Origin of the sequence: Curtobacterium sp. MCBD17_023, assembly GCF_003224415.1 — a bacterium.
GTDB lineage: Bacteria > Actinomycetota > Actinomycetes > Actinomycetales > Microbacteriaceae > Curtobacterium.
Genome location: NZ_QKLJ01000022.1, coordinates 19033 through 32424 on the forward strand (window position 1 = coordinate 19033; position 13392 = coordinate 32424).

General features: G+C 72.1%; 14 protein-coding genes. 9 read left to right on the forward strand and 5 right to left on the reverse strand.

Features of this window, described 5'->3' with window-relative positions; translation table 11 throughout:
- Nucleotides 1-50: 50 nt before the first annotated feature.
- Nucleotides 51-1019: an ADP-ribosylglycohydrolase family protein gene (locus DEI84_RS14870; protein WP_110891447.1), complete on the reverse strand. Its 969-nt coding sequence runs from the start codon at nucleotides 1017-1019 to the stop codon at nucleotides 51-53.
- 140 nt (nucleotides 1020-1159) lie between these two features.
- On the opposite strand from DEI84_RS14870, the gene DEI84_RS14875 reads away from it, so the two are divergent.
- On the forward strand, nucleotides 1160-1780 hold the full coding sequence (locus DEI84_RS14875; RefSeq protein WP_110826084.1) for a hypothetical protein: 621 nt from the start codon (nucleotides 1160-1162) through the stop codon (nucleotides 1778-1780).
- Nucleotide 1781: 1 nt separating this feature from the next.
- On the opposite strand, the gene DEI84_RS14880 is transcribed toward DEI84_RS14875, so the two are convergent.
- Both DEI84_RS14880 and DEI84_RS14885 read right to left on the reverse strand, forming a co-directional pair.
- The gene (locus tag DEI84_RS14880) at nucleotides 1782-2219 is read right to left on the reverse strand and encodes a hypothetical protein (protein ID WP_110891448.1); all 438 of its coding nucleotides are present in this window, start codon (nucleotides 2217-2219) and stop codon (nucleotides 1782-1784) included.
- 96 nt (nucleotides 2220-2315) lie between these two features.
- The gene (locus DEI84_RS14885; RefSeq protein ID WP_110891449.1) at nucleotides 2316-2768 is read right to left on the reverse strand and encodes a DUF6264 family protein; all 453 of its coding nucleotides are present in this window, start codon (nucleotides 2766-2768) and stop codon (nucleotides 2316-2318) included.
- 134 nt (nucleotides 2769-2902) lie between these two features.
- Here DEI84_RS14885 and DEI84_RS14890 point away from each other — a divergent pair, with 134 nt between their 5' ends.
- Nucleotides 2903-3232, forward strand: a complete 330-nt coding sequence (locus DEI84_RS14890) for a hypothetical protein (RefSeq protein WP_110891450.1) — start codon at nucleotides 2903-2905, stop codon at nucleotides 3230-3232.
- An 89-nt stretch (nucleotides 3233-3321) separates the two neighbouring features.
- Nucleotides 3322-4734: an amino acid permease gene (locus DEI84_RS14895; protein ID WP_110891451.1), complete on the forward strand. Its 1413-nt coding sequence runs from the start codon at nucleotides 3322-3324 to the stop codon at nucleotides 4732-4734.
- A gap of 2 nt (nucleotides 4735-4736) precedes the next feature.
- On the opposite strand, the gene DEI84_RS14900 is transcribed toward DEI84_RS14895, so the two are convergent.
- Nucleotides 4737-5177, reverse strand: a complete 441-nt coding sequence (locus DEI84_RS14900; protein ID WP_110891452.1) for a BLUF domain-containing protein — start codon at nucleotides 5175-5177, stop codon at nucleotides 4737-4739.
- An 84-nt stretch (nucleotides 5178-5261) separates the two neighbouring features.
- Between DEI84_RS14900 and DEI84_RS14905 the strand changes: the two genes are divergently transcribed.
- Together DEI84_RS14905 and DEI84_RS14910 are read left to right on the forward strand one after the other, a co-directional pair.
- Nucleotides 5262-8687, forward strand: a complete 3426-nt coding sequence (locus DEI84_RS14905; RefSeq protein ID WP_146236388.1) for a DEAD/DEAH box helicase — start codon at nucleotides 5262-5264, stop codon at nucleotides 8685-8687.
- A gap of 315 nt (nucleotides 8688-9002) precedes the next feature.
- Entirely contained in the window at nucleotides 9003-9482 is a 480-nt protein-coding gene (locus DEI84_RS14910) for a PIN domain-containing protein (protein WP_110891454.1), read from the forward strand.
- Nucleotides 9483-9497: 15 nt separating this feature from the next.
- Here DEI84_RS14910 and DEI84_RS14915 read toward each other — a convergent pair whose 3' ends face one another.
- On the reverse strand, nucleotides 9498-10277 hold the full coding sequence (locus tag DEI84_RS14915; RefSeq protein WP_110891455.1) for an aldo/keto reductase: 780 nt from the start codon (nucleotides 10275-10277) through the stop codon (nucleotides 9498-9500).
- A gap of 124 nt (nucleotides 10278-10401) precedes the next feature.
- Here DEI84_RS14915 and DEI84_RS14920 point away from each other — a divergent pair, with 124 nt between their 5' ends.
- The 4 genes from DEI84_RS14920 to DEI84_RS14935 form a co-directional block, all read left to right on the forward strand.
- Nucleotides 10402-11274, forward strand: coding sequence for an HNH endonuclease family protein (locus DEI84_RS14920; RefSeq protein WP_110891456.1), 873 nt, complete (start codon nucleotides 10402-10404; stop codon nucleotides 11272-11274).
- A gap of 156 nt (nucleotides 11275-11430) precedes the next feature.
- Nucleotides 11431-12228, forward strand: coding sequence for an SDR family oxidoreductase (locus DEI84_RS14925; RefSeq protein WP_110891457.1), 798 nt, complete (start codon nucleotides 11431-11433; stop codon nucleotides 12226-12228).
- A 112-nt stretch (nucleotides 12229-12340) separates the two neighbouring features.
- The gene (locus DEI84_RS14930) at nucleotides 12341-12772 is read left to right on the forward strand and encodes an SseB family protein (protein ID WP_110891458.1); all 432 of its coding nucleotides are present in this window, start codon (nucleotides 12341-12343) and stop codon (nucleotides 12770-12772) included.
- Nucleotides 12772-13392, forward strand: a 621-nt coding sequence (locus tag DEI84_RS14935; RefSeq protein WP_110891459.1) for a GPP34 family phosphoprotein, incomplete at its 3' end; no start/stop codon positions are given. The genes DEI84_RS14930 and DEI84_RS14935, both read left to right, overlap by 1 nt.

Below are 13392 nucleotides of genomic sequence, written 5' to 3' on the forward strand. Positions count from 1 at the left end.
GCCCGACGGCCTGGGTGGCCCGTCGAGCGGGGACGCGCGCGGTACCGGGGTCAGCTCCGGCGGGCGGGGAGGCCGAGCGGCCCGGGGGTCCGGTCGATCGCCCGGACGGCGAGGGTCCGGACCCAGTCGAGGCGCTTGCCCGGCCACCCGTGCACGAGGACCGTCCACTGCTCGGGCAGCGCCGACGCCCCGGCGAGCGCCCCGGCCAGTCCGCCGGTGATCGCCGCGACGGTGTCGGTGTCCCCGCCACCGCGGACGGCACGTTCGAGGGTGTCGACCACGCCGTCACCGGAGGTGATCGCCGCCACCGCGGCCTGCAGCGACGCGACGACCCACCCGTTGCGCTCAGTGTGGTCCGCGGGCGTGGAGGCCTCGGCCTCGGCGATCCGGTCGAGCCACAGGGTCCGGCGCTCCCGCGGCAGCAGCGGCACACCGCGACGGACGTCGAGCCGGCCACGACGGACCGCGTGCCGGATCGCCACCGTCCAGAGCACGCAGGCGTCACCGGCGTCCTCCTCGTGGTGCGTCAGGTCGCTCACCCGACGGGCGGCGACGGCGAGGGGGCGCTTGGCCCCGTCGCCGAGGAACCCGAGCACGAGCGGCGTCGTCCGCATGAGTGAACCGTTCCCCGCCGACCGACCGCGTTGCTCGTGCACGGCGCGGGCGGCGGCCTTCGCGGCCTTCTCGGTGTTCGCGGTCATCCGGCCGAGGACGGCACGGGTCTGGGCGCCGACGTCGGGAGCGTCCTGCGCCCAGTCCGACCAGGCCGCGAGGAGGCGTCCGTGGGTCCTCGCCTCGTTCCAACGCGCGCCGTTGGCGACCGCCTCGAGGACGGGGATCGCCATGCTCGTGTCGTCGGTCCACTCCCCCGGCTCCCAGCCGAACGGTCCACCACCGCGCATCTCGACGGGCTGGTCCGCGGCCAGCGGCGGGCCGAACTCGTAGGGGGCTCCGAGCGCGTCCCCGCACGCACTCGCCAGCACGGCGCCGAGCGCCCGGTCCTGCATCGCTGTGTCCATCGTTCCCTCCGCCGACCACGGTAGTGCCGCGAACCGGGGGCATGTCGGCACGCCCCACGTCCAGCGGGAGCGCTTAGCCTCTCTGTGGTGAGCGGCTCCCCGGCCGCTCGTCCCGCCCACCCCGACGGAGGAACGACCCCATGCGCCGTGCCGGCATCGCACTCGCGTCGGTCTTCGGCGTCGGAGTCGTCGCCGCCGTCATCGGGGTCATCGTCCTGATCGTCGTCGCGGTGAACTCGCTGACCGGGATGGCGTCGTCCTCGGCGACGCCCCGGGCGCTCACCTGCCCGGCAGCACCGGCGAAGACCGTCGGCGGCGTCGTGGTGCCGGCCGGTCCGATCGGCGGGTTCTGCCAGGACCGTCTGGTGAACGCGGCCGAGGTCATCCGCGCCGCCCGCGCCCTCGGCATCGGACCGCACACGCAGGCCGTCGGCGTGATGACCGCGATCGGCGAGTCCGGGCTCGTGAACATCGACCACGGCGACGCCGCCGGGCCGGACAGCCGCGGACTGTTCCAGCAGCGCGACAACGGCGCGTGGGGCACGTACGAGCAGCGGATGGACCCGTACACGGCGGCGTCGATGTTCTACGCGAAGCTCGTCAAGGTGCCCGGGTGGAAGACCATGACGCCGACGCAGATGGCGCACGCGGTGCAGGTGAACGCCGACCCCGACCACTACGCCAAGTACTGGCCGACCGCGAAGCGCGTGGTCGAGGGTCTGACCGGCGAGACCGTGCCGGACGTCGCACCCCAGGGCTAGGTCAGGCGGCCGAGTCGACGGGTTCGTCGTCGTCGAGCTCGATCATCGACGCTCCGTCCTCGTGCACGACGACCTGCCCGCGCAGCCGGACGCCGTGCTCGTCGAGGGTGCAGGCCATCGCGTCGACCCATGCCCAGTCGACGGGGAACAGCCCGCTCGCTCCCGGTCGTTCCCACGCGAGGACCACCTGTGCGGCGCCGACCTGCGCGACCACGTCCTCGACGAGTGCGCCGAAGTCCGGCACCCGGTCGTCGGGTTCGTAGGGCAGGTCGGCGACCGGCATCACCAGGTGCACGGGGAGGCCCCGTTCGCCCAGGAACAGCACCCAGCACTGTCGCCGGACGGGCGCGTCGAGGAGGGCGACGACGAGGTCCACCACGTCGGCGTCGGTTCGGACTGCGGTTCGCTCGAGTCGGTCGAGCACGTCGGTGTCTGGCATGCCCTCAGCGTCGCCGTCCGACCCGCCGACGGACCCCTCCGATGGCCGATCTGTGGACGACCACGACGTCCGGCGGCCCTGTGCAGGAGAGCCGGTTCAGATGCCGATCGTCACCGTGCCGCCCACGACGAGCCGCGCCACGAGGAACACCACCACGACCAGCCCGAGGCCGAGCAGCGCGACCGGCCACGCCGTCCGGCGCCGCACGAGCCGGAGCACGCAGACGACGGCCGCCACCAGGAACACCAGCGCGACGAGCACCGGCCCGAGCGTCACGACCGTCCCGCCGAGCCCCTCGTCGCAGCGGTTGCCCGGTGCGTCGCACGAACCGAACCCGAGCGCGAGCAGCATGATCCCCCACCCGGCGGTCAGCGCGGCGAGCGCCCCGACCACCAGCAGGACGACGGAGGCGACCACGTCCGCGACGCGACGACCGCGGCGTCCACCGGACCGGGCCTCCCGGCCGTCCTGTGCCGCGCCGTCCTGTGCCGCGCCGTCCTGGGCCGCGCCGTCGTGCCGGACCCCGCCGTCCGGGTCTCCCGACGTCATCGGCGGCGGCGCGTGCGGACCGACCGCAGGGCGGCCGCGAGCACGAGGACGGGGCGCAGGAGCACGCGGGCGGAGGAACGCATGGGTCCATCGTGCCTCGTCGACGGGACGCCCGTTGCCGCTACGGTCGGGGCATGGCCCGTGCGCGCGACCACGAACCCCCTGCCGCTCCCGCCACCGCAGCCGTGCTGCTCGGCGGGTTCGCCTTCCTGCAGGGGCTGATCCTGCCGGCGGAGGGCGTGGGACGGCACCTCGCGATCGGGTTCCTGTTCGGCGGGCTCGGTCTGCTGTCGGCGTGGCGGGCGATCCGGATCGGTCGTCGCCGACGCGCGGCTCGGCGGTGGGCATGGGCCGCAGCCGTCCTCGGGATGCTCGGCGTGGGGATGCTCGCCTACCAGGGACTCGTCATCCTCACCGGCGGCGCGCTGCCGCCGCCGTTCTGGTGGCCGTACGCGCAGCGCTGACGGGAGGCCCGGCCAGCGTCGGCAGCGGAGGTCCGGTCCGCGGGCACGAGGGACGTGCCGATCCGCCGCAGCGGGTGCAGGATGGCGGCATGGCACCGACGCCGCGATCCTCCACCCTGTTCCGCCGGAAGCCGATCGACACGATCGACGACGACGCCGGAGCCGAGGGCGGCCTGAAACGCCACCTCGGGCTGTGGCAGCTCACCGCGATCGGCATCGGCGGGATCATCGGCGCGGGCATCTTCACGCTGGCGGGGACGGTCGCGAACGGCGTCGCCGGACCCGCCGTCCTCATCAGCTTCCTGGTCGCCGGGGTCGCCAGCGCGGCGGCCGCGTTGTCGTACGCCGAGTTCGCCGGCCTCATCCCGAAGGCCGGCAGCGCCTACACGTACGGCTACGCGGTGCTCGGCGAGATTGTCGGGTGGTTCATCGGCTGGGACCTGCTGCTCGAGTACACCGCGATCGTGGCGGTGGTCGCGATCGGCATCTCCGGCTACGTGGGCTTCCTGGTCGGCCAGTTCGGCATCGACCTGCCGGCGTGGATGCTCGGCGCCCCGGGCACCGGGGACGGACACGTCGTCGACGTCTTCGCGATCCTGCTCTGCCTGCTCACCGCGTTCGTCCTGACCCGCGGCATCCGGAGCGCCGCCCGGTTCGAGTTCGTCGCGGTCGGCATCAAGGTCGCCCTCGTCGTCCTCATCGTGGTGCTCGGTGTCTTCCACATCGACAGCGCGAACTACTCGCCGTACTTCCCGTTCGGCTTCGGCGGCGTCATGACCGGTGCGGCGACCGTGTTCTTCGCCGTGTTCGGCTACGACGCGATGTCCACCGCGGCCGAGGAGTCCACCGACGCCCGGAAGCACATGCCGAAGGCGATCCTGCTCTCCCTCGGGATCTCGATGGTCCTGTACGTCCTGGCGACCCTCGTCCTGACCGGGATGCAAGACTTCAAGGACATCGACCCCGCGTCCGGCTTCTCGTCGGCGTTCGCGTCGGTCGGCCTCGGCGGGATCGCGAACGTCATCGCGATCGGCGCGATCGTCGGCATCGTCACGGTCCTCGTCACCTTCATGCTCGGTGCCTCGCGCGTCTGGTTCTCGATGAGCCGCGACGGCCTCATGCCGAAGTGGTTCGCCAAGACCGACCCGAAGCGGCACGTCCCGACCCGGGTGACCTGGATCCTCGGCATCGCGTCGGCGGTCCTGGCGGGCGTGCTGCCCATCGGCGTGGTGGCCGAGCTGACGAACATCGGCATCCTGCTCGCGTTCGTGGTCGTCTGCACCGCGGTCATCGTGCTCCGCTACCGGCAGCCGGACCTCGACCGGCAGTTCCGCCTGCCGTTCATGCCCGTCGTCCCGGCGATCGGCGTCCTGGCGTCGCTGTGGCTCGTCTCGTTCCTGCAGTGGGAGACGTGGGTGCGGTTCGGGATCTGGTTCGCGATCGGGCTCGGCGTGTACTTCGGCTACTCGCGGAAGCACAGCGAGCTGGCGAAGCAACGCTGACGTCAGTCGCGCCGGTGCTTCCCGAGCGAGGCCGTCGGCGCCGCCATCGGGTGGTTGCGGAACCACCGGAGCAGCTCCCGCGCCTTGCTCACGTCCGCGCTGGTGTCGCCGGTGAGGAAGTCGCTGAAGCCCTCGGGCGGTTCGACCTCCGTGTCCCGGCTGAAGGCCATCGACCACTCGGGGAACCGGCGGGTGTGGATGGTCTCCTCCACCAGCAGCCGGACCTCGTCGTGACGCGGGTCACCGACGATCCGGCCGTACGTCGCGAGCACCGCGTCGTGCGGCCCCTCGAGGAGCTGCATGAACCGACCCTCGCGGTGGACGAGGAGGCCGGTCAGCCCGTCCTGGGTGTTCCGGACACGCGAGCGCTCCAGGACGGCGTCGAGTGCGGGACCGTCGAAGTGCTCGGTGGCCGAGCTCATGTAAACGAGTGACTGCAGCATGATGATTCATCTTCTCGTTTCTGCCGACTCCGTGAGGTCCCCAGAACGGGGCAGAGCGTCGGCGGGGCCTGGCACGATGTCCCTGTGCCAGCTGCTCCGATGATCGACGCCGTCGACGTCATCCGCTTCGTGGGGCCGCAGACGTTCGGTCGGGCCCGCGACGTCGTCCGCGCCGGTCTCGTCGAGGACGCCACCTGGCACGACGAGGACGGTTCGATCACCGCGACGGTCAGTGGCAGCGCCGACGATCCCTACGACGTGCAGGTCGACACGACGATCGCCCGCGGCGAGTTCGTCCGCCCCGTCCGCAGCCACTGCACGTGCCCGCTCGGCGGCGAGTGCAAGCACGTCGCCGCCGCGCTCCTCACGATCAACGCCCGGGCTCTCGCCGCGCAGGCGGGCCCGAGGACGCAGGCGCCCACCCCGCCGACCCCGGACTGGAGGCGCGACCTCGCCCGCCTCGCCGGTGACGACGACGACACGGCCGGTCCCGGAACCGTTCCTGCGGCAGGCGGGATGGGCCTCCAGTTCGAACTCCGCGACGCGGTCCCGGCGCGACTCGCCGGCCGCGCCCGCGCGGCCGGCCGCACGTTGCCGGTCGCCTCACGGGCGGTGCGGCTCGGCGTCCGTCCGGTGAGCCGGAGCGCGGCGGGCAACTGGGTGCGCGGACAACTGACCTGGGGTGCGCTCCCCTACTCGATGAACCGCCTCGGCCTCGAGCCGGAGCAGCACGCCTGGTTCATGCAGTTCGCGGCGCTGCACCGCGCCGGGCAGCTCGCCGGTCTGCCCGGGGAGAGCGACTGGATCCACCTCGACGACTTCCGCAGTCCGCTCCTCTGGCCGTTGCTGCGGCAGGCCGGGCCCCTCGGCATCACGTTCGTGACCGGCAAGCGCGAGGGCGGGGTCGAGCTCGGCACGGACGGCCGCGTGCTGCTCGACGCAGTCCGCACCGCCGACGGGCTCGTGATCGGCGCGAGCGCTGTGATCGACGGGCGACCGGTCGCCGAGGGTGCCGCCCGTGTCGTCGGCGACCACGGCGTGTACGCCTTCCGGGAGTCGCCGGAGTTCTCCGTCGCCCTCGCGCCGACGCCGTCGCCCGTCCCCGAGGACCAGCGGCGGATGCTCGTCGAGGCTGCCCGGATCACCGTGCCCGCGGACGAGGTCGACGAGTTCCTGGCGGACTGGTCGCCGCGCCTCCGCGGCTCGCTCGGGCTCGTCAGCTCGGACGGCTCCCTCGAGCTGCCCGAACGGACCCCGCCAGAGCTCGTGCTCACTGTGACGTTCGAGCCGGCGCGGGCTCCCCGGACGGACGACCGTGCCCACCTGCAGTGGCGGTGGAGCGTCGACGGGCGGAAGGACCCGGTGTCGCTGCACGGACCGCTGCCCGACCTCGGCAGCGTGCTCGCCGCCGACGACGCTCGGGCCACGGCGGCTGCTGCGGACGAGTCGGACCCGGCCACGTCGGGGACGTCCGACGACACGGCGGAGCGGTCCGGGCCTCCCGTCCCGGACGCCGACCACGCCGAGCAGACCGATGCGCCCGAGCACCCAGCCGGGCCCGGTGGCGCACTCGGCTGGTTCGAGGACGGGACGATCGACGGCGCCGACGTCGCCGTGCTCGCCAACGAGCTGCTGCCCGCGCTGCCGGCCCACGGCGTCCGCGTCGTCGTGCAGGGCGAGCGGGTCGACTACGAGCGGTTGAGCGGCCGACCGCACATCCGCGTCACGACGATGCCGTCGGACAAGCACGACTGGTTCGACCTCGGGATCATCGTCAGCGTCAACGGCAAGGAGATCCCGTTCACGCCGCTGCTCCGGGCGCTCGCGAAACGGGACCGGCGGCTCAAGCTGGTCGACAACTCGTACCTGTCGCTCGCGGATCCGGCCTTCGACCGGCTCAAGGAGGTCATCGAGGAGGCCCGCGAGCTCGAGGAGTGGGAGCCCGACCAGCCGCTCACCGTCACGCCGTACCGGGCCGCGCTGTGGGCGGAGTTCGACCAGCTCGCCGACGAGACCGAGCACGACGAGCGGTGGCAGGAGATCGCCGGGCGCCTGCTCGACGCGACCGCGCCCGCCGACCTCGCGGTCCCGGAGACCGTCCACGCCGAGCTCCGGCCCTACCAGCGTGACGGGTACGCGTGGTTGTCGTTCCTCGTCGAGCACGGGGTCGGCGGGGTGCTCGCCGACGACATGGGCCTCGGCAAGACGTTGCAGGCACTCGCGATGATCGCCGGGCGTCGGGCAGCCGCACCGGAGGCTCCCCCGTTCCTCGTCGTCGCGCCCACGTCCGTCGTCGGCAACTGGGCCGACGAGGCGGCGAAGTTCGTGCCGTCGCTGCGGGTGACGACGATCGCCTCCACCTCGCTGAAGGACCCCGCCCGGGTCGCACGCGCGGCCGCCGCGTCGGACGTCATCGTGACCTCGTACGCCCTGCTGCGGCTCGACGCGGCCGCGTACCTCGACCTGCGCTGGTCGGCGCTGCTGCTCGACGAGGCGCAGTTCGTGAAGAACCCGCAGTCGCAGACGCACCGGGTCGCCGCCGAGCTCCGCGCTCCGGTCAAGATCGCCGTGACGGGGACGCCGCTCGAGAACGGGCTGTCCGACCTCTGGGCCCTGTTCTCGATCGTCGCGCCCGGGCTGCTGTCGTCGTGGACGCGGTTCGGCGAGGACTACGTGAAGCCCCTCGCCTCACCCGAGCTCCGCGGTGCCGCCCGGAGGGAGCTCACCGGCCGGCTCCGACGACGGATCCGCCCGCTCATGCTCCGCCGGACGAAGGAGAGCGTCGCCGCGGACCTGCCCGAGAAGGTCGAACAGGTCGTCCGCGTCACTCTCGACCCTGCGCACCGCGACCTGTACGAGACGACGCTGAACCGGGAGCGGCTCAAGGTGCTCGACCTGGTCGACGACCTCGACCGCAACCGCATGATCGTCTTCCGGTCCCTCACCCTGCTCCGGATGCTCGCGCTCTCCCCCGCGCTCGTGTCCGACGACCACGACGACGTGCCGAGCGCCAAGCTGGACCTGCTGCTCGACGAGATCGAACAGCTCGCGGCGGAAGGGCGCCGGGCGCTCGTCTTCAGCCAGTTCACCTCGTTCCTGAAGATCGTCGCGACCGCCCTCGACGACCGCGGAGTCGCGTACGAGTACCTCGACGGATCCACCCGGCGCCGCGGAGCCGTCATCGACCGCTTCCGGGACGGCACCGCCCCGGCGTTCCTCATCTCGCTCAAGGCCGGCGGCTTCGGGCTCACCCTGACCGAAGCGGACACCGTGTTCGTGCTCGACCCGTGGTGGAACCCGGCCGCCGAAAACCAGGCCGTCGACCGGACGCACCGGATCGGACAGACCCGGTCGGTAACGGTCGCACGGCTCATCGCGGAGGACACCATCGAGGAGAAGGTGCTCGCGCTCGCGCAGCGGAAGGCGCAGCTGTTCGCGACGATGATCGACGACGACGCGCTGTTCGCCGAGGGGTTGAGCGCGGAGGACATCCGGTCGCTGCTGGCGTGACAGGCGACCGGGCCGCAGCGACATACGAAGTACCGATTCCTTGGCCCCGGCCGGACCTGCTCGCTACCGTCTCGCCATGCTCCTCGCCAGCCCTGCTCCGCACACCGCCACCCGCTACCCGACCGCAGCTCCGGATGCCCGTACACCTCGGGGTGACGACGGGAGCGCCACCGGCGCCCGCCTCCGGCACACCGGCCCAGGGCGATCCGAACTCCACCTCGCCAACGGAGCCGTCGTCACGCTCCTCGGGCCGTCCGGCGCCTTCACGGGCGAGTTCGCTCCCGACCATCTGGAGCGCGTGCGGACCACGGGCGGATGCTGACGCTCGACGCCAACGTCATCATCGCCGTCACCGACGCGGAGGACGCAGCGCACGCGCGAGCGCTGGACGTCGTCGAGTCGTACGAGTGGGAGGGCTTCGCCACGACCACGCTGACACTCGCCGAGGTGCTGGTGCGCCCTGTTCGTGACGACCGGTTCGATGTGCGCCGTGATCAGGTCGAGGCGCTGGGCGTGGAACTCCTCGGTGTCGACGGCGCTGTCGTGCGGCGGATAGCCGAGCTGTGCTCGACCCATCGCCTGAGCATGCCGGACGCTGCGGTGCTCGCGGTCGCGATGGCTTCGACGGACGCGCTGGTGACCTTCGACAGACGCCTGGTACGGACAACGCGCGAACTCGGGTTCCCCGTGATCGACGGCCCGGATGACGTCACGGCGAACCCGTACGTCTGCTGCAGCGAGACGGATCCCCACAGAGAACCGGCCTGGCGGGAGCGATTCCCACCAGGCCGGTGACGGTGCAGCGGTCCGTCAGTTGCCGAGGCCGTCGATCCGCGCGATCTCGTCCGCGCTCAGCTCGAGCGTCGCCCCGGCAGCGTTCGACCGGATGCGGTCCGGGTTCGACGACTTCGGGATGACGACGAACTGGTGCGCGACGTGCCACGCGACGATGACCTGCGCGGCGTCGGCGTCGTGCGCCTGGGCGATCTCGACCAGCGTCGGGTCCTGCAGGTTGCTCGCCTTGAAGGGGCTGTAGCCCTCGAGGACGACACCCCGGTCGCGCAAGCCGTCAGCCACGGCACGGTCGAACTCGACCGGGCTCCAGCGGATCTGGTTCACGGCCGGGGTCGCACCGGTGGCGTCGATGAGCTCGTCGATCTGGTCGAGCGAGTAGTTGCTCACGCCGATCGCCTTCGTCAGGCCGGCCTGCTGCGCCTCGACGAGCTGCTGCCAGACGTCGGGACGGGCCTCGCCGTTCGGCGGCCAGTGCACGAGCCACAGGTCCAGGTGGTCGAGGCCGAGCTGGTCGAGGCTCTCCTCGATCGTCTCCCGGACGCGGTCGGCGTTGTCCGGCGGGAGCTTCGTGGTGATGAACAGATCCTCACGGGCGAGGCCGGACTCGGCGATCGCCTTCCCGACACCGCGCTGGTTGCGGTACCCGGTCGCGGTGTCGATGTGGCGGTAGCCGGCCTGGAGCGCTGCGGCGACCGCGGCGGGAGCGTCGGGCTCCTCGATCTGCCAGGTGCCGAAGCCGAGGAGCGGCATCGACCCTCCGGTGACGGGCACGGACGGTTGTGCGTAGTCGGTCATGCTCCCTCTCTACCCCCGCTGTCGACGACCGGACCCAGGAGTGCGGAGCGGCGAGCCGGGAGGTGTCGGGGGCTTCCGCCAGGATCGACGAGTCCGCCGAGCACCACCAGGAGCACCACCGCACATGACGTCCCGCCGACGCCGCACCCGCACGACCGTCCAGACCTCGATCATCACCCTCGCCGTCGCCCTCGGCGTCTGGGCGCTCCTCTCGTCGGGAGTCCTCGCCAGTGGCACCGACGCCACCACCGGCGAGCCGACGAGCATCGGTACCGGCACCGGCACCGGCACCGGCACCGGCTCCGACTCCGGCACCGGAACAGAACCGACCATCGCGACGACGACGCGACCCACAACCGGATCGACCACCTCGGCACCGGCCGCCGATCCGACGGAAGTGAGCCGACCCTCCAGTCCGGCCAGCGGCGACGCCGGGAGCACCGAGGCCGCCGCTGCCGCCCGTGCGACCCTCGCCACGCTCGCGGTGAAGGGAAAGGCACCCGCGACGGGCTACGACCGCGAGGCGGACTTCGGCACCGCCTGGCTCGACGTCGACCACAACGGTTGCGACACCCGGAACGACGTCCTGGCCCGCGACCTGACCGACATCGTCCGGCAGGGGCCGTGCAAGGTCATGTCCGGGAAGCTCGTCTCCCCGTACACCGGCGGCGAGGTCGCGTTCGTGCGCGGCAACACGACCTCGACCCTCGTGCAGATCGACCACGTCGTCGCGCTCGAGAACGCGTGGCGGACCGGTGCACAGCGGCTCACGCAGGACGAACGCGAGGCGCTGGCGAACGACCCGGAGAACCTGTTCGCCGTCGACGGGCATTCGAACTCGCAGAAGCGCTCGTCCGACGCCGCGACGTGGCTGCCCGCGGCGAAGGGGTTCCGCTGCGCGTACGTCGAGCACCAGATCGCCGTGAAGGCGGAGTACCGGCTCTGGGTCGTGCCGGCCGAGCGTGACGCGATGGAGCGGGTGCTCTCGAGCTGTTGAGGTGCCTCGTCGCACCGCGGCCGGTCAGACAACACCTGTAGCGTAAGTCGCGTCCGGCGGACGCCCGTCGGACCGGACTCGCCGCCCGGTGCCGCAATCCAGCGCACCACTTCCGGACCCCGAGCCCTTCATCGTCGAAGACCGCACGAGGCCCTCATGACCAGCACCAGCACCACGCGTTTCACCGATCGCGTCGTCCTCATCACCGGCGGTGGCTCCGGCCTCGGCCGCGCGACCGCCGTCCGTCTCGCCGCAGAGGGTGCGAAACTCGCGCTCGTCGACGTCTCCGAGCAGGGCCTCGAGGCGACGAAGGCCGCCGTCCTCGAAGCCGCACCCGACGCCGAGGTCCTCACCACCATCGCCGACGTCGCTGACGAAGCGCAGGTCGACGCGTACGTCGCCGCCACCCGCGAGCGCTTCGGCCGCATCGACGGCTTCTTCAACAACGCCGGCATCGAGGGCAAGCAGAACCTCACCGAGTCGTTCACCGCCGCCGAGTTCGACCGCGTCGTGTCAATCAACCTGCGGGGCGTGTTCCTCGGCCTCGAGAAGGTGCTGAAGGTCATGCGCGAGCAGGGCTCCGGCATGGTCGTGAACACCGCGAGCGTCGGCGGCATCCGCGGTATCGGCAACCAGTCGGGCTACGCCGCCGCCAAGCACGGCGTCGTCGGCCTCACCCGCAACTCCGCCGTCGAGTACGGCCAGTACGGCATCCGCATCAACGCCATCGCCCCCGGAGCGATCTGGACGCCGATGGTCGAGAACTCGATGAAGCAGCTCGACCCGGAGAACCCGCGCAAGGCCGCCGAGGAGTTCATCCAGGTCAACCCGACCAAGCGCTACGGCGAGGCCCCCGAGATCGCCGCGGTCGTCGCCTTCCTGCTGTCGGACGACGCCTCGTACGTCAACGCGACGGTCGTCCCGATCGACGGCGGGCAGTCCGCCAAGTACTGACCCACGCGGTCCGGGTCACCGGGGCGCGCCTTCCTGACGGGAGGCGCGCCCCGCCCGTTCCGCCCGCCCTGCGTGGCAGCATGACTGGTGACACGACGGTGGAGGGAACGCGATGAGCGCCAACGGAACGACCGGGTCCAGTTTCGGCCCGGGTGCTGAGGACGCGGTACCCAACGACGCCGGGGAACTGCGACGGCGCATGAGCGCCTCGGCCGAGGGCTTCCTCGCGAGCGCCGCCTGGGTGCCGTGGAAGACCGACGGCGAGGACGCCGACGGCAGCGTCGCGCACGTCGTGATCCGCGAGCGCCAGTTCGTCCCGGTCTTCACCGACCCGTCGGAGCTGCGGACGAGCCTCCCGGGCCTGGAAGCACGTGCGATGCCGATGGCCGAACTCGTCACCGCGCTGCCGGAGGAGTTCTGGATCGTCGTCGACCCGACCAGCGCCCAGGCGGCGAACTTCCTGCAGGCCGACGTGATCGCCGGGCTGCGCGAAGGCATGCGCGGCGGCGGTCCCGGTCAGCTCCCGGAGTCCGACCCCGTCTGATGCCCGCGTCGCTCACGCTGCCGGAGGCGTTCGCGCTCCTGCTCGTCGCGCCGGACGGGCGGAGGATCCCCCCGGGACAGGTGCTCGACGCCGGGCTCGCCGGCGCAGCGCTCGGCGACCTCGTTCTCCGAGGCATGGTCTCCCTCGATCACAACCGGGTGATCGTCGCCAAGGCCCCGCCTCCGGGTGATCCCGCCCTCGACGGGTTCCTGGCCTCGCTCGAGACAGCGCCGGCTCGGCGCCGACCCACCAGCTGGGTGTCCCGGCTCGGGAACCGCGGATTCCGGGACGCCGTCCTGAACGGGCTGGTCGCTCGCGGCGTCCTCGGGCGGGAGGAGAAACGGTTCCTCGCCGTGTTCCCCTCCGTGCGGTGGCCGGAGCGCGACGCTGGTCCCGCGGAGGCCCTGCGCGCCGAGGTCTCGGCCGTTCTGCGCGGGCAGACCGAGCCGACGCCCTTCACGACCGCGCTCATCGGCCTGCTGCAGGCGACCCGGACGCTGCGGCCCTTGTTCGGGACGCAGGACCGGGCACTGCTGCGCCGGATCACCGAGGGCGACTGGGCCGCGGCGGCGGTCCGGACCATCGTGCAGCGGTCGCAGTCCTGTCTCTTATACACATCT